A 17868-nucleotide genomic window follows, 5' to 3' on the forward strand; every position below is an offset into this window, starting at 1 on the left:
CTCACGACATCGGCGCCGACCGCCTGGCGGCCACATCGTCGATACAGGCCTGCTTGTCGGCCGACCCGCCCTGGCGACGGCGGGCGTCGATATAGGTCGAGCCCATCCGGCCCTGATCGTCGGGATAGAAATAGACGAAGAGCGAGCATCCGCTTCCGCCATATTGCCAGATCTCCGAGCCCGGCTCGGTACGCCGGAAATCCGGCTGGCCGAGACGCCGTTCCAGCAGGTCCGGCGCAACGCCGACCAGACCGTCGGGCGTCAGCTTCTGCTGCGGCGGCAGGCTCGCCATCGCATCGCCACCGCGCGCATCGGGATATTGACGGGGCGTCTGACAACCGGCGAGCAGCAGCACCCCGCCCAGAACAAGACACAGGCGCAGATCAGGCCGCACGGGCATTTATCCTTTTATAGGTGTGCACCATGAAGACCGTGCCGAAAACGGGTGCAAAAAGATTGAGAACCGGCACGGTAGCGAAGGCGGCGATGGCAATGCCCGCCACGAAAACGCTCGGGAAGTAGCCGCGGCGCAACGCTCTCGTATCCTTCTCATCATGATGGCGCAGCGCGACCAGCTCGAAATACTCGCGGCCCACGAGATAGCCGTTCATGCCCCAGAAGACGATCACATTGGCGATAGGGATGAAGTAGAAGGGGAGCGCCACGAGATTGAAGACAATCAGCACCAGCGTGAAACGCAACGCCGTTACGATGGAGCGGAAGAAGGGCTGATCGCGGCCCGGCGCATCGGATGGATAGTCCTTTTGTTCCACTTCCGCGGCGATGCTTTCCAGAAAAAGTCCCGCCACCAGCGTCGTAACCGGCAGGACGAGCGGAATCAGGATCACCACCGCGATGAAGCGGCTCAGAATGTCGATGATCGTGTCGAGCCAGTCCGTGCCCGTCAGGGGCATCGCATCGAGCCCCCATTGCGCGCCCGCGCCGAAAACGGCGAGCAGCAGAACGGTAAGACCCAGCGAAATCCACATGACGCCACGGAAGGGGGGAGAGAAGGTTTCTCTCAGGGCGCGCACCGCATCGGAGATCATTCGCTCAAAATCCTTTGCACCAGGCCCGCGGGCGGGGAGCGGCGAGCTTAACGGGTCGATGTCGCGCGCGCAAACCCGCAGAAACCTGCGCTTTTGGACATGTCGCGCCACATCCCTATACTGCCGCGCGAACCCACCCAAGTATCAACCAAGCTGAGGATCATGACCGACCTGAAATTTGACGTGGCCGGCATCGGCAATGCGATCGTGGATGTGATCGCGCATGCGGATGACGATTTTCTGATCGCGAACGGTATCGAAAAAGGCGCAATGACGCTGATCGACGCCGAGCGCGCGGAAACGCTCTATTCGAAGATGGGACAGGGCACGGAAGTGTCCGGCGGTTCCTGCGCCAACACGATTGCGGGGCTCGCATCGCTGGGCGGCAAGGCCGCCTTTTTCGGCAAGGTGCGCAAGGACCAGCTGGGCGATGTCTTCACCCATGACATCCGCTCGCTCGGCGTGCACTTCACCTCCGAGCCCGCGACCGACGGCGACCCGACGGCGCGCTGCCTCATTCTTGTGACGCCGGACGCCCAGCGCAGCATGAACACCTATCTCGGCGCGGCGCAGAACCTTTCCGTTTCCGATATCGATCCGGAAGCCATCAAGGCGTCCGCCATCACCTATATGGAAGGCTATCTGTGGGATCCGCCCAAGGCGAAGGAAGCCTTCCTGGAAGCGGCGAAGATCGCGCATGGCGCGGACCGCCTCGTCTCGCTGACGCTGTCGGACAGTTTCTGCGTCGACCGCTATCGCGACGAATTCCGCAAGCTCGCCAAGGAGGAGGTCGATCTTCTCTTCGCGAATGAAGCGGAAATCCTCTCGCTCTATGAGACCGATGTCTTCGACGAAGCGCTGCAGAAGGTGCTGAAGGACTGCAAGTTCGCCGCGATCACGCGCTCCGAAGCGGGCTCGGTGGTCGTCGCCAATGGCGAGGTGCATGTCGCCGATGCCGAAAAGGTTTCCAAGGTCGTCGATACGACGGGCGCGGGCGACCAGTATGCGGGCGGCTTCCTTTACGGCCTGTCGCGCGGCAAGAGCCCGGTCGAATGCGCCCGGCTCGGCCATATGGCGGCGGCGGAGGTGATCTCCCATGTCGGCCCGCGGCCCGAGGTGAAGCTGTCCAACCTTGCGAAGGAACGCGGCCTCGTGGCGTAAGCCAACGGCTTATGAAACGCGAAACCCCCGGTCGAAAGGCCGGGGGTTTTTCATTGGCCAATGCCGATGTTCAGAGTTTGCGCAGATAGACGTCGCGGATGCGGTGGTCGTCGCCCTTGCGCAGGATGAGATCGGCGCGCTGGCGGGTGGGAAGCACGTTCCTGTGCAGGTTCGCCAGGTTGATCGAGGTCCAGATCTGGTCCGCCGTCTCGACCGCTTCATCGTCCGAGAGCTTGGAATAACGATGGAAATAGGCGTCGGGATCCTTGAAGGAGGTTTCCCGCAGGCTCATGAAACGCTCGATATACCAGCGCCGGATCGCCTCCTCATCCGCATCGAGATAGATGGAAAAGTCGAAGAAGTCGGAAACGAAGGGGACGGGGTCTTCACCCTCGTCGGGCTTCCAGGGCTGCAGCACGTTGAGCCCTTCGACAATGAGAATGTCGGGGTTGCGAATGACGATCTCGTCGCCGGGTACGATGTCATAGGTGTGATGCGAATAGACGGGCGCTGCTGCTTCCGCGCAACCCGACTTCACATTGGAGAGGAAGCGCAACAGCTTCTTGATATCGAAACTCTCCGGAAAGCCCTTGCGGCCCATCAGATCGCGTTCGAGCAGGACCGCGTTAGGGTAGAGGAAGCCGTCGGTGGTAATCAGGTCCACCTTGGGATGGTTCGGCCAACGCGCGAGCAATGCCTGAAGAATACGCGAGGTCGTGGATTTGCCTACCGCAACGGAACCCGCCACGCCGATGATATAGGGAACCTTCGCCTGCTTGGTGCCCAGAAAGTCAGAGGTCACGCGGTAGAGTTCCTGCATCTCCGCCACATAAAGATTCAGCAGGCGCGACAGCGGGAGATAGATTTCCTCCACCTCGGCCAGCGAGACGCGCTCGCCGAAACCCTTCAGGCGTTCCAGATCCTCCGCCGAGAGCGGCAGCGGCGTATCCTCACGCAGTCTGCCCCAGCGTTCGGCGGTGAAATGGCGATAGGGTGAAAGAGTGGACGCCTTTTCGTATCCATCGGGGCTCGCACTGTCGGGCATCGTCTGGTTCCGGATCGCTGTTGCTCCGAGAGACGCTTTGACGGGTCAGCCCCGTTTGCGGCTCGCTTTTTCTTCCAGACCCGACTGGCCTTCGCGCCGGGCAATCTCCCCATAGACCTCCGTCGGGTCGATGTCGAGGGCGGCCATGAGCACGAGCCAGTGGTAGAGCATGTCCGCCGCTTCGGTGACGACCTCGTCACGCTTCCCGGCGGATGCCGCGATCACCGTTTCCACCGCTTCTTCGCCGAGCTTCTGCGCGCATTTTTCCACGCCGCGATCCAGAAGTTTCGCCGTGTAGGAGGTTTCGGGCGAGGCTCCCTTGCGCGACATGATCGTGCGGAAGAGGCCATCGAGTTGGGAGGCGTCGACGCCCATCGGTCTGTCCTCAGGCTAAAGGAAATCGCCGGCGCCTTCGTTCATGCCGGCTCCAAAGGCGCTCACCTAGCAGATTTATCCACAAGTGGCCAGTAAACGGGAGGATGAGGCGGAAGCGCGAAGGGGTGAGAAACCGGAAAGGCCCGTCCCATTCTCGCGTCAACGGCGGGTGGAGAGCGCCGTGCCGGCAAGATCGCCCAGTTTCGCCCCGTCCTGGATGGCCTCGGTGAGGTCCGCGCCGCGAAGATCTGCGCCGCGCAAATCCGCATTGCGCAGATTGGCGCGTTTCAGCACCGTTTCGCGAAGGTCGGCGGCGGCCAGGAACGCTCGTTCGAAATTCACGTCGGCCAGGATCGCCTCATGGAAATCGGCACCGGCCAGAACGGCACCGGCAAAATCCATGCGCGACATATCCATTCGCGAAAAGTCGGCTCTTGCGCCTTTCGCCTCGTCGCTCTGAATCCAGAGCATATGGGCCGACAGCATTTTGGCGAGACGTTCCGGGCCCGGCGCACGGCGCGGCTTTTCGGCCAGCATCATGTCGCCGTTATTCGCCGTCGCCTCGTCCATGACGGCGCGGCGGAAATCGGCTTCGGAGAGGTTTGCCCCGACAAGCGAGACGCCGGTCAGTTCCGCCCCATTAAAACTTGCGCCGCGAAGGTCGGCGCCCTGCAGGGTCGCTCCCGAGATGTCGGCGCCTTCGAAGTCGGCGCCCTGCAGCTTGCACTCCGACATGTTCGTGCCGAGAAGCTTGGCCCCGCGAAAGGAAGAGTTTTCCCGGCCCGACGGTGCGTCGGTTCCGCGCTTGATGACCGAGCCGCGCCGCAGATCCGCGCCGGCAAGTTCCGCCCCGGAAAGCTCCGCATTCTCGAAATGCGCGCCACGCAGATCGGCGCGGGCGAAATTCGTCCGGGTCAGATTGGCGTCGTCGAACCCGGCGCCGAAAAGATTCGTACCCTTGAAGGCTGCGTCTTCGAGATTGGCGCCGGAGAAATCGCAACCGATGAAATGGCCCTGCGAGAAATTCAGGCCGCGGAAATCGAGACCGGAGAGATCGCATTCCTTCATCACCACGCACCAGCCATTGGGCACGCCACGCAGATAGCGAATATGGAAATCGGCAATCCGGCGAAGCGCGTCCTGCGATATGCGGCGACCCACAATCGCCTGGCCTTCTCGAGGGGCGACCGCGCGGGGCTTGTTTTCCTTGCGGCTGGGCGCCGGAGACGAACTCATTTTTTCGCGATCCCGATACTCTGGTGCAAATTCGGCAAGCGTTTCACCGAGCGTAGCGACGAGTATTTCCGAAATGATTAACCCCACGGAAAATTTCGCCGGGCCGCAATAGGGCTGGAATAGAACGGCGTCAGCCGCGCCAGAAGGCGGGGCGGGCAGTGAAATCCGCCCACAGGGAACGAACGCTCTCCCATTCCCGCTCCGCCCTTGCCAGATGGAAGGCCGCGACATGCGCGACCGCGGGCTGGAGCGCGGTATCGTCCTTAGCCAGCTCGCCCAGAATGGCACGGGCGGTCGCCAGATCGTTCAACGCACCGAAAGCATCCTGCAGACGGGCAAGGTCCTTCAGATAGGGTTTGGCCTTTTTCCGCCCGAAAAGGGACTGGAAGAAGGAAAGCGTGTAGCGCAGCTTTTTCAGGCGCTTGCGCAATTCATGGCGCTCTTCCTCATCGAGCTCGCTCATGCGGCTCCCCAGCTTTTCGACACTGGCCTGCCGCTTGTCGAGCGCGCGTACCGCAAAGGCGGTCACCGGATCGCGCGCGGCGCTTTTCGCACGCCAGCCCCGTTCGCTCAGAAACAATGCCAGTTGCAGCACGAAGCGGCTGTAGCGTTGCGAATGGATTGCCTTGTCGGCGGCAGCCCAGGCGCGGGCGCGTTCTTCTTCCACCTTGCGCTTCAGGACGGCAAAGGCTTCTTCCTCGCCCTCGGCCGGCGTCACCGGTTCCAGAATATCCTGGGTAAAGACATCGAAATCGCGCGCGCGGCCCACCGCATTGCCGAGCCATTTCGCTTCCGCGGAGAGCATTTCCGCCGTTTCGCCACCGATCTCCTTGCGGAAAACGGTAAAGGCGGAGCGCATTCGCCGCAGCGACACGCGAAGCTGGTGCAACCCCTCGGGCAGGCGCGCATCGAAAGCGGGGCCTTCATTGGCCAGCAGATGCAGGAGGCAGTCCCGGAGGATGACTTCATAAGCCTCCTCGGCCGAAAGGTTTTCCCGGAGATCCGTATGGTCGGCCTTGACCGCGGCGGAAGCCGTTCCCCGGAGAAGGGCAAAGCCGCGTTCGGCCTTGCTCATACGCGCGATCCACATGGGCGCGATGTCGGCAAAGTCGAGGGCGATGCGGTAAAGCTCTTCGGGCCGGCCTTCCTTCAGCTCCAGTTCGACTTCGCAAATATCCGCCTTGCTGCCATTGGCTTTCACAAAGCCGGCATCGAAAGCCAGCTCCACCCGGTCGCCTTCCTCGGACCGAAGGTCGACCGTCTCGCGGTCGATGTCGCTCTCGATGCGGGGAAGAAGTCTTTCGTCATCGATCAGCTTACGGAGCTTTTCGCGAACCGGCGGCGGCAATAGCTCCAGATCCGGCTCGTCGATACGACAGGGAAGAAGGGATTCATATTCTTCCGTATCGTGGAGAAAGCTCGACGCCGTCCGGTCGTCGCCCGCCTTCAGGGTCTGGATGCATTTGTCGCCGGTGAAGCGCAACCGCAGTGCAAAGCCATTTGCACCAAGCCGCAGATCGCCCGTATCGAAATAGACGGATCGCATCCGTTTGCGACCGGTCGCCATACCGCTTTCGCGCAGACGCGGCGCCCGGCGCAGGCGCTCCATCGCCTCGGGCGTGCATTGCAGTTTGAGTTCGATTTCCCTGTCGATCATGGTCGCGGCACAGCCGGTCTGGTCATCGTTCTGTCGTTCCGGGCTCACTTGTATATTAGCGCACCCCAAAATGACAATTCATCGCGTCGGACCTGCGACGATCGCGTTAAATCCGAACCGGGACGTCGGCATCTGCCATATGTTGCTTGGCTTCGCCAATCGTGTACTCGCCGAAATGGAAAATCGAGGCGGCGAGCACCGCGCTTGCATGGCCGTCGCGAACGCCCTCGACCAGATGATCGAGCGTCCCGACCCCGCCCGATGCGATCACCGGTATCGCAACCGCATCGGCCACGGCGCGGGTCAGCGCAATGTCGAAGCCGTTGCGCGCGCCGTCACGATCCATGGAGGTCAGAAGGATTTCGCCGGCGCCGAGTTCGGCCATGCGCGCAGCATATTCCACCGCGTCGATGCCCGTGGGCTTGCGGCCGCCATGGGTGAAGATCTCCCATTTGCCGGGGGCAACCTGCTTGGCGTCGATGGCAACCACGATGCACTGATTGCCGAATTTTTCCGATGCCTGTCGCACGAATTCCGGATTGGTGACGGCGGCCGTGTTGATCGACACCTTGTCGGCGCCGGAAAGAAGGAGGGCGCGAACATCCTCCACGGTGCGCACACCGCCGCCCACCGTCAGCGGCATGAAGCAATGTTCCGCCGTGCGGCGCACCACATCGAAAATGATGGCGCGCTCTTCATGGCTCGCCGTGATGTCGAGAAAGCAAAGTTCGTCCGCGCCGGCCGCGTCATAGGCCTGTGCGGCCTCCACCGGATCGCCCGCGTCGCGCAGGTCGACGAAGTTCACGCCTTTGACGACGCGGCCGTCCTTCACATCGAGGCAGGGAATGACGCGGGATTTGAGCATCAGGCTTGCCCTTTCAGCAGCGCCAGCACTTCCTTCGGGTCGAGGCGGCCATCGTAAAGTGCGCGGCCGGAAATGGCGCCCTCGATGCCGGGACAATTCGCGGCCTGAAGCGCCTTGATATCCTCGATGGAGGAAAGCCCGCCCGAAGCAATGACCGGGATCGAGATCGCATTGGCGAGACCGACCGTCGCTTCGATGTTGAGGCCCTCCAGTACGCCGTCGCGGTCGATATCGGTATAGATGATGGCCGCGACGCCCGCATTCTCGAAGCGCTTTGCCATATCGAGCACGGTGAGTTCGGAGACATCGGCCCAGCCTTCGGTGGCAACCTTGCCCCCCTTGGCATCGAGACCCACCGCAATCTGCCCGGGGAACTTCCTGCAGGCCTCGATCACGAGGTCGGGATCCTTCACCGCCGCCGTGCCGATGATGACGCGCGCGATCCCCTTGCCGAGCCAGGTCTCGATGGTCTTCAGATCGCGAATGCCGCCGCCGAGCTGAACGGGGATGGAGATGGCGGAAAGAATGGCCTCCACCGCGTCGGCATTGACCGGGCGACCCTCGAAGGCGCCATTCAGATCGACCAGATGGAGATATTCGAAGCCCGCCGTCTCGAAGGCACGGGCCTGAGCGGCCGGGTCGTCATTGAAGACGGTGGCCTCTTCCATCAGGCCGCGCACGAGGCGCACGCACTGGCCGTCCTTCAGGTCGATGGCCGGAAACAGGATCATGAGTGTCAGACTTTCCAGGTCAGAAAATTGCCGATCAGCGCAAGGCCGACGCCCTGGCTCTTTTCGGGGTGGAACTGCGTGCCCACCATATTGTCACGGCCGACCGCGGCAACGACCGGGCCGCCATAATCGGTCACCGCCAACACGTCTTCGTCGTCCTCCGCCGAGAAAGCATAGGAGTGGACGAAATAGGCGTGATTGCCGGGCAGATCCTCGAGCAGCGGATGAGCGCGTTTCAGGGTGAGTTCGTTCCAGCCCATATGCGGGATCTTGAGCGAGCGGTCGGCGGGATCGATGGGCTTCACGTCGCCCTTCAGCCAGCCCAGACCCTTGTGGACGCCATATTCCAGGCCGCGCTCGGCCATGAGTTGCATGCCGACGCAAATGCCGAGGAAGGGCTTGCCTTTCCGGCGCACTTCCTCGTCCAGCGCTTCCACCATGCCGGGAATGGCATCGAGCCCGGCACGGCAATCGCCGAAAGCGCCCACGCCGGGCAGCACGATGCGCTCGGCGCGGCGCAGCGCCTCCGGATCGCCCGAGACGAGGATATCGGCGGCAAGGCCCCGGTCGCGGGCCGCACGCTCAAAGGCCTTGGCCGCGGAATGAAGGTTGCCGGATTCGTAATCGACGATGGTGACGAGCATCGGAGGCTTTCTGAAGCGTTTTCAGCGCGAGTGGTATGGCTCAAGCTTGCGGCTTTGGGAAGAGGCCAAGGACGCGCTCATCGTCGCGGCGGGGCCAGACACCGTGCCGTGCGGCGGCATCCTTCGGGTCGCTGCCGGCCGGGACGGCGCCGCCATCCCTGGGCCTGGGCCGCTTGGGCCAGACGCCGCCCGAGGGCGACACCCAATTTCCGGTTTCTTCGGAAAGATCGACCGGGCCTTTCCTGCGGGAAAAGAAGATGCGCTCCGCCGTGGCCCTGTCAGGCGCGGCGACAAGGTCGACCGCCACATAGGCCTTGCGCTCCAGCGCCCAGCGCCTGAGATCATTGCCTTCAAAGCCGAGCCAGAGCTGCATGGCGAAGGCAACGATGACAGGGACCGCCTCATCGACCTGGCTGGCTTCGGCAAATGCGCCGAGCAGGACCGCCGCGGCGATCCAGAGAACCAGCGGAATCCACAAGCGGCGATAGAGCAGCCAGAGCCAGCCGAAGATCAGCCCGCCCCAGGCAAAGCCCTCGCGCACGAAAACGAAGCCCTCGCCATCGGCGGGCGCGTCCTTGCGATAATGGACCGTGTAGATGCGCATGGAACCGTCTTCCGGAAGCGGCCCGGCGCCGCCCGTCCTTCATCCGCCCTGTTTAAGGCAGATTGCGCGGCATGGCCACTGCTCAGCTGCCGAGAACGCCCTTGGTGGAGGGGATGACATTCGCCGTGCGCGGGTCGATCTCCATCGCATCGCGAAGCGCCCGGGCAAGTCCCTTGAAGCAGCTTTCCACGATGTGGTGGTTGTTCTCGCCATACATGTTTTCGACATGCAGCGTGATGCCCGCATTCTGTGCGAAGGCCTGGAACCACTCCTTGAAGAGTTCGGTGTCCATGTCGCCGATCTTCGGACGGGTGAAATTCACCTTCCAGATGAGATAGGGGCGCTGCGACACGTCGATCGAGACACGGGTGCAGGTTTCGTCCATCGGAATGACGGCTGTCGCATAGCGGCGGATCCCCTTGAAATCGCCCAGCGCCTTTTTCACCGCCTCGCCGATGACGATGCCGGTGTCCTCGGTGGTGTGGTGAAAATCGATATGGAGATCGCCCTCCGCGCGGAGCTTCAGATCCATCAGCGCGTGGCGGGAAAGCTGCTCCAGCATGTGATCGAGGAAGCCGATACCGGTCGAGACATCGTACTGCCCCGTCCCGTCGAGATTTACCTCGGCGGCGATGCTGGTTTCCTTGGTCTTGCGCTCCACCGACGCGGTGCGCGCGGCGCGTTCCATATCCATTTGCCTTTTCCTCAAGGCGGGCGGGGCCTGTCCCGTCCGGTCTCCTGCTCTGGTGGGGCGGCTTTTATCAGCGCGACGCCGGAAGCGCCAGCCTCGCCGCCGCCACGCCGCGCAGGGGAGATAGATTCAATTTGAAATACAAATGCTTATTCGACGTTAACCCAACCGCTTAACGAATCCTCATGTGACACATTAAGTGGTTTTACCAGAATCTCCGAAGTATTTGGCAAGTTGTTGATTCAATTATAGAGGTAAAATAGCTGCTAGCGTCCAGCGATCACGACAACGCAAGATGTTGTGAACGGGGTCGGGGTGGCGCGCGGCTATGCCCATTGCCATATAGGGTGCCCGCATTGCCCGAAAAAGGAACCCACCCACATGGCCTGGCAAAGCCGCATGACCGACGACCTCGCCCGTTTCATCGGAACGCAGGACCATTTCTATTTCGGCACGGCGAATGCGAAAGGCGCGCCCTATATCCAGCATCGCGGCGGGCCGAAAGGTTTTCTACGGGTCATCGGCGAGAACCGTCTCGGCTTCGCGGACTTTGCCGGCAATGCCCAATATGTCTCGCTGCGCCATATGGAGGAAAACCCCCAGGCCTTCATCTTCCTGATCGACTATCCCAGCCGCACCCGCATCAAGATCCGGGGACGGGCACAGCCCATCACCGATCCGGAAGCGATAAAGCCGCTCGCCGTGCCGGCCTACCGGGCGCGGGTGGAGCGGGGCATTCATTTCGACATCACGGAATGGGACCTCAATTGCAGGGCGCATATCCAGCCGCGCTGGGACAGCGAAACGCTGAGCCCTGCCTTCGACCGGCTGGAAGCGCGCATTCGCGATCTGGAAACGAAGGTGCGCGAACTGGGCGGCGATCCCGGCGATTTCGAGATGCCGCGCTAGCGGGCTCTAATAAAGATTGTCTTTTGCGTCCTGCTCCAGCGCATCGTCGATAGGCTTGGCATCCATATCGAGCTTCATCTGGTCGCGGATCATTTCGCCGAAGCTGGGCATCTCACTTCTGGGAACCTGCTTGTCGCTTTCCCACAGGCCCGAGCGTTTCAGCGCCTTGGTGCAGTGAAGGTAAACCTCTTCGACCGCAACCGTCATCACGGAGCGGGGCGGCTTGCCCTGGTGCTCGAAGCGCTTCATGAGCGCGGGGTCGGTGACGGTTTCGGCCTTGCCGTTGACGCGGAGCATTTCCGTGAAGCCGGGAACGAAAAAGAGCAGGCCCACCGCGGGCTGGTGGACGATATTGGTGAGCGTATCGAGCCGGTTGTTGCCCGGCCGGTCCGGCATGGCGAGCGTCTTGTCATCCAGCACATGGACGAAACCCGGCTCGCCGCCGCGCGGCGAGACATCCGCCGTGCCGTCCGGCCGCGACGACCCGATGCAGAGAAAGGGCGAAAGTTCGATGAAACGGCGCGAATGCGGATCGATGAACGCAAGCTGCTTGAGCATCGCGCCATCGGAGGGTTCGCGATAGACCGCGCGGAGATCCGGCTCGCTCTCCAGGACATGCTTTGCTTCGCTCATCGTTTCTTTCCTCCCTCTCGTCAACCTGCCGGCAGCCTAGGCCCGGCCGGGTCGTTGTTGCAAGCTATTCTCATCTATGGGGCCAAAGCGCGGCATTCCCGCCCGCCGCCTTGACCCCGCCTGCCGGAAAGGCCACATGGATGCGATCCCGACCGCATTTTTCCGGAGCCCCGTCTCATGAGTGATCCGAACAACCGTTTCCCTGTCGATTGGCACGGCACCACCATCCTGGCCATCCGAAAAGGCGGGAAGGTGGTTCTTGCCGGCGACGGCCAGGTTTCCATGGGCGATACGGTGATGAAGGGTACGGCGCGCAAGGTGCGCCCGCTCGGCAAGGGCGATGTGATCGCTGGCTTCGCAGGCGCCACGGCGGATGCGATGACGCTGTTCGAAAGGCTGGAAGCCAAGCTCGAACAATATCCCAACCAGCTCATGCGGGCGGCGGTGGAGCTTGCCAAGGACTGGCGGACCGACCGCTTTCTGCGGCGCCTGGAAGCGTTGATGATCGTGGCCGACAAGGAAGTCACGCTGGTGCTGACCGGCAATGGCGATGTGCTGGAGCCCGATGGCGGCGTGGTCGGTATCGGATCGGGCGGGAATTATGCGCTCGCCGCCGGCAAGGCGCTGATGGACGGCGATCTCGGCGCGGAAGAAATCGCCCGAAAGGCGATGGGGATCGCCGCCGAGATTTGCGTCTACACAAACGACAATATAGTTGTCGAAATGCTGGATGCCTGAATCATGAAACCGCCGCACCCAGGACGCCCATGGACAGGCCCCGAAGCCGGCTTTGCCGACCGGCCCGCGGCCAGTCCCGCCGTTCTTTCACATGCCGGAGGAGCGGCTCTTCGTCCAGATAGACACAAAATGCTATTTTCCTCTTTTTTCCGCTCTAAAACGGCGCGCGGAAACCGCAGCGAGAGCCGGAAAACAGATGAAGCGGCCCTGAGCCTCCGGAACGGTTTTTCGAATGAAAACAACACGGTAGGTGGTGTTTTCAGCTGCAACAACCCCTTCCCGACATCTTGTCCGCATACCGACGACCGGTATCGTTCCGGGGCCGAAAAAGTCGGTATCCGGAGCAAGAAAACCGCGTTTTCCGACAGTCCGATTGTCATTTAACCCTCGTTTTCCACGGACGATATCCACAGTTATCCACGGAGTTATCCTCACCTCATGACCAGTTTTTCGCCGCGTGAAATCGTTTCGGAACTCGACCGTTACATCATCGGTCAGCAGGACGCGAAGCGCGCCGTGGCCATCGCACTGCGCAATCGCTGGCGGCGCCAGCAATTGCCCGATGCGATGCGCGAAGAGGTGCTGCCCAAGAACATCCTGATGATCGGGCCGACCGGCGTGGGCAAAACCGAGATTTCCCGCCGCCTTGCCAAGCTCGCCGAGGCGCCCTTCATCAAGATCGAGGCCACCAAATTCACCGAGGTGGGCTATGTGGGCCGGGATGTAGAGCAGATCGTCCGCGACCTGGTGGAAATCGCAATCGGGATCGTGCGGGAAAAAAAGCGCCGGGACGTGCAGGCCAAGGCCCATATCGCCGCCGAGGAACGGGTGCTCTCCGCGCTGGTCGGCGAGAATGCGAGCGAAAGCACGCGGGAAAGCTTCCGCGCCAAACTCAGGAACGGCGAACTCGACGACAAGGAGATCGAGGTCGAGGTGTCGGATTCAGGCTCCGGCATGCCCTTCATGGATATGCCGGGCATGCCCGGCAGCCAGGTCAGCATGATCAATCTCTCCGACATTATGGGGAAGGCATTCGGCGGCCGGACAAAGACCCGCCGCATGAACGTGAAGGAAAGCCATGACGTGCTGATCGCCGAGGAATCCGACAAGCTGCTCGATCAGGAGCAGCTCACCCAGGATGCCATCGAGCTTGTGGAACAGCACGGCATCGTCTTCCTCGACGAGGTGGACAAGATCTGCGCAAAATCCGAGCGCTCGGGCGATGTGAGCCGGGAAGGGGTGCAGCGCGACCTGCTGCCGCTCATCGAAGGCACCACGGTTTCCACCAAACATGGCGCGGTCAAGACCGACCACATCCTCTTCATCGCCTCCGGCGCCTTCCACATTTCCAAGCCGTCCGACCTTCTGCCGGAACTTCAGGGCCGGCTGCCCATCCGCGTGGAGCTGCAGGCGCTGACTCGGGAGGACTTCAAACGCATCCTCACCGAGCCGGAAGCGAGCCTCATCAAGCAATATGTGGCGCTGATGCAGACGGAAGACGTGATACTCGACTTCACCGAAGACGGGATCGACGCGCTGGCGGATATCGCTGTGTCGGTCAATTCAACGGTGGAGAATATCGGCGCGCGCCGGCTTCACACGGTGATGGAGCGGGTGTTGGAAGAGGTCAGCTATGCCGCCTCCGACCGCTACGGCCAGACGGTGACGATCGACGGGGCCTATGTGCATGAGCATATCGGCGATCTGTCGAAGAACGCGGATCTGTCGAAGTTCATTCTTTGACGCTTGCTCATTGTCATTGCCGGGCTTACAGGCGGAGAGCCCGGAGCCTACTTCCCGCCACGCCGGTTTCGCATTTTGAGAATCGTTGAGATCTCTCCGATTTCGCCGGGGGAGAGTCTGGCGATCTCTTCGGCAAGCCGGTTGGCCATTTCGGTGGCGGCGGGATCGAGACCCGAGGTGTCGATCGTCACCCTGGGATGGGAGAGATGCGCCAGCCGCTCCAGCTCCTCCGCCTCGTCCCAGATGATGTTGAAATAGCCGATCACGGATTGCACGAAACGGAAGCTCGGCCGGCCGCGCCGTCCATGCTCCAGCGCGGAGAGATAGGCAGGGGTAACGCGGAGCGCCGCGGCCATATCCTTCAGCGTCAGCCCGCGGGCGGCCCGCAATTCCCTGAGTTTCTTGCCGAAGGGCGTCATGCGACCGGGCTCACTTATCGCGCTTCCGGCGGAGGCGGACATAAAAGGCGCCGCCGCCGCCATGGCGCGGATGAGCCGGCTGGAACCCTGCCACGATGGCGCGGAAGCGCGATTCCTCCAGCCAACGCGGCAGCGCAGCGCGCAGAATGCCGGGCCGTTCCGGCACATTGTAGAAATCATTGCCATGCAGCGTGTGCCGGGCATAAGGGCTGTCGCCCTTGCCGGTGATGACGAGAACGAGCCGGTATCCGCGCGATCTCGCCCGGGTCAGGAAAGAGGCAAGAACCGTATAGGCCCGCTCCTGCGTATGACCGTGAAGGTCCAGCGTCGCCTCGACCTCCAACTGACCGCGTCCGAGCCGCTGGGTCATCCGCCTGTCGAGACCGGTCAATGGCGGGGCGGCGGGCACGGGCTGGGTCTGGGGCGGCGGAACCGCGACCGGTTTCGCGGCCCGGCGCGTGCGCGAGGCGGCACCGGCATCCGGCTTCGGATCGGCTGGTGGAATGTCGGTTGTCGTTTTATCGGCAGCGGGGGCCCGGCGCGGCTTGTGAAGCGGCACGGCCTCCTGCGTGACGCGCTGCCAAAGCTCCTTCTCGCCGGCGCTCAGCCTGCGGGCGGATTTGCGTCGCCCGGTCTTGTCGTTGCTGTCAGCCATTGCCGTCAACCAGGGTTCCGCTACCGCATCGTCCCGCCCCCACGCCCCGGCGCGGTGCCCGGAGATCGTTCAGGGCGCGAGGTCTTTGGGCACCAGGGCGAAAAGCTCGCCATGCGATTTCATGTGTCCCGCAACCCAGCCCGCCTTGTCTCCCGATCCGATAAAGACGTCGGCGCGCTGGAGACCCAGAATAGCCGAGCCGGTATCCTGCGCCACCATCAGATGTTCGAGCGGCTTGTCGCCCGCTGGCGTGGGATAGGTCGTAGCGAGATAGAAGAGCGACCCGAGCGGGTGATAGCTGCGATCCACGGCGATGGAACGGCCCGGCGTCAGATGCACACGGCCCGCGCCCACAGGCCCGAGATCGGCGCCCACCCCGTCCAGCCGGCGGAAGAAGATATAGGACTCATTCATGTCCATGACCTCTTTCGCTTGGTCGGGATGGGCTTCCAGCCAGGCGCGAATGGTCTGCATGGAGACATTTTCGCGGGCGATGGCGCCACGGTCGATCAGCACCTTGCCGATGGAGGTATAGGGACGGCCGGTCTTGCCGGCAAAGGCGAGGCGCACAGTCCGACCGTCTTCCAGCGTCACGCGGCCGGAGCCCTGAACATGCAGAAAAAAGGCGTCAACCGGGTTTTCGAGCCAGACGATCGGCTGACGGTCCGCATCGTAGCCGCCCGCCTCTATTTCCGCGCGCGTGGGGAAGACCACCCCGGCCCTGCGTGCCTCGGCAAAACCGCGCGGCGGGCGGAGGATCGGCGTCTGATAAGCGCCATGGCGCGTCAGCGAGCCGCGCATAATCGGTTCGTAGTAGCCGGTGAAAAGAGCGTCGGCCCGGGTTTCGGCGGGAAAGCGGACCGGCGTAAACCAACGCTCGAAAAAGGTTCGGGCCGTGCCGGGGGAGGCGTCGAAAGCGGAGCGGCAAGCCGGTTGCCAATCTCCCGCCTCGCCATAGATACCGCCGCCGCCCGTTTTGCGGTCGAGGGGATCGTCGGCGCCGAGCTTCAGGACGGCTTCGCAGGATCGCCTGAAAGAGATCAGCGCCGCGCCGTGATTGTCCGCGGTCCAGCCGGGCAGCTCGTCGAAGGAAATGGCATGAAGGCCGCTCGGGCCCCCCTGTGCGAGGTGGGCCGGGCGGGCGGGGGACGGACCGGCGCTATCGCTTTGCATAGTCCCGCAGCCTCCCAGAGCAAGCGCCGCCGCGAAAAGAACCGAAAGCGCCGAACGACGCCTGCCCTGTTTCAGGCCCCTTACGCTCCCCATGGCCCGGCCCTCAATCGGTGCTGCCGGTGGAGACCAGACGCCAGTTGGGATCGCGGCTCTTCACATTGCGCTCGAAGGTCCAGACATCCGTGACCTTGCGCTCGGTCACGGGATCGCCTTCGACGACCACACCATCCGAATTTTTGGTGCAGGAGGTCATCTGGCTCTCGAAATGCATGGTGATCCGTGCCTCGGCGCCGGACAGCGCCACCTTGCGGATCTCCGCCTTGTCGATGCCGATGAGGTTCTGGTCGAGGGTAAGGCCCTTGTCCTCCCGGTCCTTGATGGCCGCGTCGAAATTGGCGAAGACCTCCTCGGACAGAAGCGGCTTCAGCGTCTCGCGATCTCCCTCGGCGAAGGCGGTCACGATCATCTCATAGGCACCGCGGGCGCCCTCGACAAAGGCATGGGGATCGAAGCTGCGATCGGCCAGCGAAAGCTCGGTCAGGGCATGCGCGAGGTCCGACCCTTCCGGCGCAATGGCGTCCCAGGACGGGGCCTTGTTGCGCTGCCCGGCCGTCGGGCCGTTGGTGTTGCGGCGCGGCAGGGTGACAACCTTGTCGTCCCCGGACTGCGCATCCGGGCGGGAATAAGGGTCGTAGGGCTCCCGTTCATGCCCGGTCCGCTTGCCCAATACGCTGTAGAGCTTGAAAAGCACGCCGATTGCGACCGCGAGCAGAATTAGATTTAGAAATGTCACGCTGTTTTCCATCCGCTTTCGCCACCCGGGGCCAACCCGGCCCGCTGGCCCGTGACGGCAGGCCATTGCACCGTTACTGTTTCGTCTTATCTAACGTAAGACACCGAAAGGCAATTTGCCACCGGCACCATCGTCGCGGGGTACACTGCCAGAACGCGGAAATCCATTGGCTCCGATTCTTTTCCTGATTTTCATCATCATGCCGCTGGCCGAGATCGCCGTCCTCGTGAAGGTGGGCGGTCTGATCGGCCTGTGGCCGACGCTGGCCGTCGTCATCCTGACCGCGGTGGCCGGGACCTGGCTTTTGCGGCTGCAGGGATTTCAGACGTGGCAGCGGGCGCAAGCCGCGCTTCAGCGCGGGGAGGCACCGGTGGCAGAAGTGCTGGACGGCATGTTCCTGTTTGCCGCGGCATTGCTGATGGTGACGCCCGGTCTCATCACCGACATGACGGGATTTCTCTTCCTCATCCCGCCGGTACGCCATGGCGTCGCAAAATGGCTGGTGAACTGGGCGATCAGGAGCGGACGGCTCCAGGTCTATCCCGGCGCCCATGACGGTATGGGCGGCGGCATGGGAGGTCGCCCGAACCGCGGCGACCGGCCCGAAAGAGGCGGGGCGCAGGGCAGCGTTGTCATCGAGGGCGAGGCAATCGAGATTTCGGAGGAGGATACCGACGGCGAGGGACCGTCCGATCCGGATTCGCCCTGGAAGAAGTGATCCGGCCTCCCGGCCTGTCACATCCCCTC

At 62.7% G+C, this 17868-nt stretch carries 22 protein-coding genes; 6 read left to right on the top strand and 16 right to left on the bottom strand.

The window, feature by feature from the left end:
• Window position 1 precedes the first annotated feature (1 nt).
• Together FHS78_RS12565 and FHS78_RS12570 are read right to left on the bottom strand one after the other, a co-directional pair.
• Window positions 2–394, bottom strand: a complete 393-nt coding sequence (locus FHS78_RS12565) for a hypothetical protein (protein ID WP_167094715.1) — start codon at window positions 392–394, stop codon at window positions 2–4.
• A complete protein-coding gene (locus FHS78_RS12570) occupies window positions 384–1049 on the bottom strand; it encodes a sulfate transporter family protein (protein ID WP_167094716.1) in 666 nt (221 codons plus the stop codon). The genes FHS78_RS12565 and FHS78_RS12570 overlap by 11 nt, the downstream gene beginning before the upstream one ends.
• A gap of 162 nt (window positions 1050–1211) precedes the next feature.
• Here FHS78_RS12570 and FHS78_RS12575 point away from each other — a divergent pair, with 162 nt between their 5' ends.
• Window positions 1212–2210, top strand: a complete 999-nt coding sequence (locus tag FHS78_RS12575; protein ID WP_167094717.1) for an adenosine kinase — start codon at window positions 1212–1214, stop codon at window positions 2208–2210.
• Between the two features lie 70 nt (window positions 2211–2280).
• On the opposite strand, the gene coaA is transcribed toward FHS78_RS12575, so the two are convergent.
• From coaA to hisB, 9 genes are all read right to left on the bottom strand, one after another.
• A complete protein-coding gene (gene coaA / locus FHS78_RS12580) occupies window positions 2281–3255 on the bottom strand; it encodes a type I pantothenate kinase (RefSeq protein ID WP_167094718.1) in 975 nt (324 codons plus the stop codon).
• Window positions 3256–3300: 45 nt separating this feature from the next.
• Window positions 3301–3630 carry a phosphoribosyl-ATP diphosphatase gene (locus tag FHS78_RS12585; RefSeq protein WP_167094719.1) on the bottom strand — a complete coding sequence of 110 codons (330 nt, stop codon included), beginning with the start codon at window positions 3628–3630 and terminating at the stop codon, window positions 3301–3303.
• A 159-nt stretch (window positions 3631–3789) separates the two neighbouring features.
• The gene (locus tag FHS78_RS12590; RefSeq protein WP_167094720.1) at window positions 3790–4866 is read right to left on the bottom strand and encodes a pentapeptide repeat-containing protein; all 1077 of its coding nucleotides are present in this window, start codon (window positions 4864–4866) and stop codon (window positions 3790–3792) included.
• Between the two features lie 130 nt (window positions 4867–4996).
• Window positions 4997–6571 (bottom strand): CHAD domain-containing protein, encoded by a 1575-nt coding sequence (locus tag FHS78_RS12595; protein ID WP_167094721.1) that lies wholly within the window; start codon window positions 6569–6571, stop codon window positions 4997–4999.
• Between the two features lie 58 nt (window positions 6572–6629).
• Entirely contained in the window at window positions 6630–7388 is a 759-nt protein-coding gene (gene hisF, locus FHS78_RS12600) for an imidazole glycerol phosphate synthase subunit HisF (RefSeq protein WP_167094722.1), read from the bottom strand.
• Complete coding sequence (hisA, locus tag FHS78_RS12605) at window positions 7388–8119, bottom strand: 1-(5-phosphoribosyl)-5-[(5-phosphoribosylamino)methylideneamino]imidazole-4-carboxamide isomerase (protein WP_167094723.1); 732 nt, start codon at window positions 8117–8119, stop codon at window positions 7388–7390. Before hisA ends, hisF begins: the two co-directional genes overlap by 1 nt.
• Window positions 8120–8124: 5 nt before the next feature.
• Entirely contained in the window at window positions 8125–8763 is a 639-nt protein-coding gene (gene hisH, locus FHS78_RS12610; protein ID WP_167094724.1) for an imidazole glycerol phosphate synthase subunit HisH, read from the bottom strand.
• 40 nt (window positions 8764–8803) lie between these two features.
• Window positions 8804–9367, bottom strand: a complete 564-nt coding sequence (locus FHS78_RS12615; RefSeq protein WP_167094725.1) for a DUF2628 domain-containing protein — start codon at window positions 9365–9367, stop codon at window positions 8804–8806.
• Between the two features lie 82 nt (window positions 9368–9449).
• Entirely contained in the window at window positions 9450–10061 is a 612-nt protein-coding gene (gene hisB / locus FHS78_RS12620) for an imidazoleglycerol-phosphate dehydratase HisB (RefSeq protein ID WP_246220478.1), read from the bottom strand.
• A 378-nt stretch (window positions 10062–10439) separates the two neighbouring features.
• Here hisB and FHS78_RS12625 point away from each other — a divergent pair, with 378 nt between their 5' ends.
• Window positions 10440–10967, top strand: a complete 528-nt coding sequence (locus FHS78_RS12625; RefSeq protein ID WP_167094726.1) for a pyridoxamine 5'-phosphate oxidase family protein — start codon at window positions 10440–10442, stop codon at window positions 10965–10967.
• A 6-nt stretch (window positions 10968–10973) separates the two neighbouring features.
• Here the strand turns inward: FHS78_RS12625 and FHS78_RS12630 are convergent, their stop codons facing one another.
• Window positions 10974–11600, bottom strand: a complete 627-nt coding sequence (locus FHS78_RS12630) for a pyridoxamine 5'-phosphate oxidase family protein (RefSeq protein WP_167094727.1) — start codon at window positions 11598–11600, stop codon at window positions 10974–10976.
• Between the two features lie 177 nt (window positions 11601–11777).
• Here FHS78_RS12630 and hslV point away from each other — a divergent pair, with 177 nt between their 5' ends.
• Genes hslV through hslU form a run of 3 tightly spaced genes read left to right on the top strand, consistent with a single transcriptional unit; the run spans window position 11778 to window position 14081 of the window.
• Window positions 11778–12338 (top strand): ATP-dependent protease subunit HslV, encoded by a 561-nt coding sequence (hslV, locus tag FHS78_RS12635; RefSeq protein ID WP_167094728.1) that lies wholly within the window; start codon window positions 11778–11780, stop codon window positions 12336–12338.
• 3 nt (window positions 12339–12341) lie between these two features.
• Window positions 12342–12722: a hypothetical protein gene (locus FHS78_RS12640; protein WP_167094729.1), complete on the top strand. Its 381-nt coding sequence runs from the start codon at window positions 12342–12344 to the stop codon at window positions 12720–12722.
• A gap of 54 nt (window positions 12723–12776) precedes the next feature.
• Window positions 12777–14081, top strand: a complete 1305-nt coding sequence (gene hslU / locus FHS78_RS12645) for an ATP-dependent protease ATPase subunit HslU (RefSeq protein WP_167094730.1) — start codon at window positions 12777–12779, stop codon at window positions 14079–14081.
• 47 nt (window positions 14082–14128) lie between these two features.
• On the opposite strand, the gene FHS78_RS12650 is transcribed toward hslU, so the two are convergent.
• The 4 genes from FHS78_RS12650 to FHS78_RS12665 all read right to left on the bottom strand — a co-directional run bounded on the left by FHS78_RS12650 (window position 14129) and on the right by FHS78_RS12665 (window position 17121).
• Complete coding sequence (locus tag FHS78_RS12650) at window positions 14129–14500, bottom strand: helix-turn-helix domain-containing protein (protein ID WP_167094731.1); 372 nt, start codon at window positions 14498–14500, stop codon at window positions 14129–14131.
• 10 nt (window positions 14501–14510) lie between these two features.
• The gene (locus FHS78_RS12655) at window positions 14511–15155 is read right to left on the bottom strand and encodes a Smr/MutS family protein (protein ID WP_167094732.1); all 645 of its coding nucleotides are present in this window, start codon (window positions 15153–15155) and stop codon (window positions 14511–14513) included.
• 69 nt (window positions 15156–15224) lie between these two features.
• Window positions 15225–16328 carry a murein transglycosylase A gene (gene mltA, locus FHS78_RS12660; protein ID WP_167094733.1) on the bottom strand — a complete coding sequence of 368 codons (1104 nt, stop codon included), beginning with the start codon at window positions 16326–16328 and terminating at the stop codon, window positions 15225–15227.
• A gap of 103 nt (window positions 16329–16431) precedes the next feature.
• Window positions 16432–17121 carry a Tim44/TimA family putative adaptor protein gene (locus tag FHS78_RS12665; RefSeq protein ID WP_343041972.1) on the bottom strand — a complete coding sequence of 230 codons (690 nt, stop codon included), beginning with the start codon at window positions 17119–17121 and terminating at the stop codon, window positions 16432–16434.
• 166 nt (window positions 17122–17287) lie between these two features.
• Between FHS78_RS12665 and FHS78_RS12670 the strand changes: the two genes are divergently transcribed.
• Window positions 17288–17839, top strand: a complete 552-nt coding sequence (locus FHS78_RS12670; protein ID WP_167094735.1) for an FxsA family protein — start codon at window positions 17288–17290, stop codon at window positions 17837–17839.
• Window positions 17840–17868: the final 29 nt, after the last annotated feature.

The sequence above is a fragment of the Parvibaculum indicum genome (assembly GCF_011762095.1).
Classification (GTDB): Bacteria; Pseudomonadota; Alphaproteobacteria; order Parvibaculales; family Parvibaculaceae; genus Parvibaculum; species Parvibaculum indicum.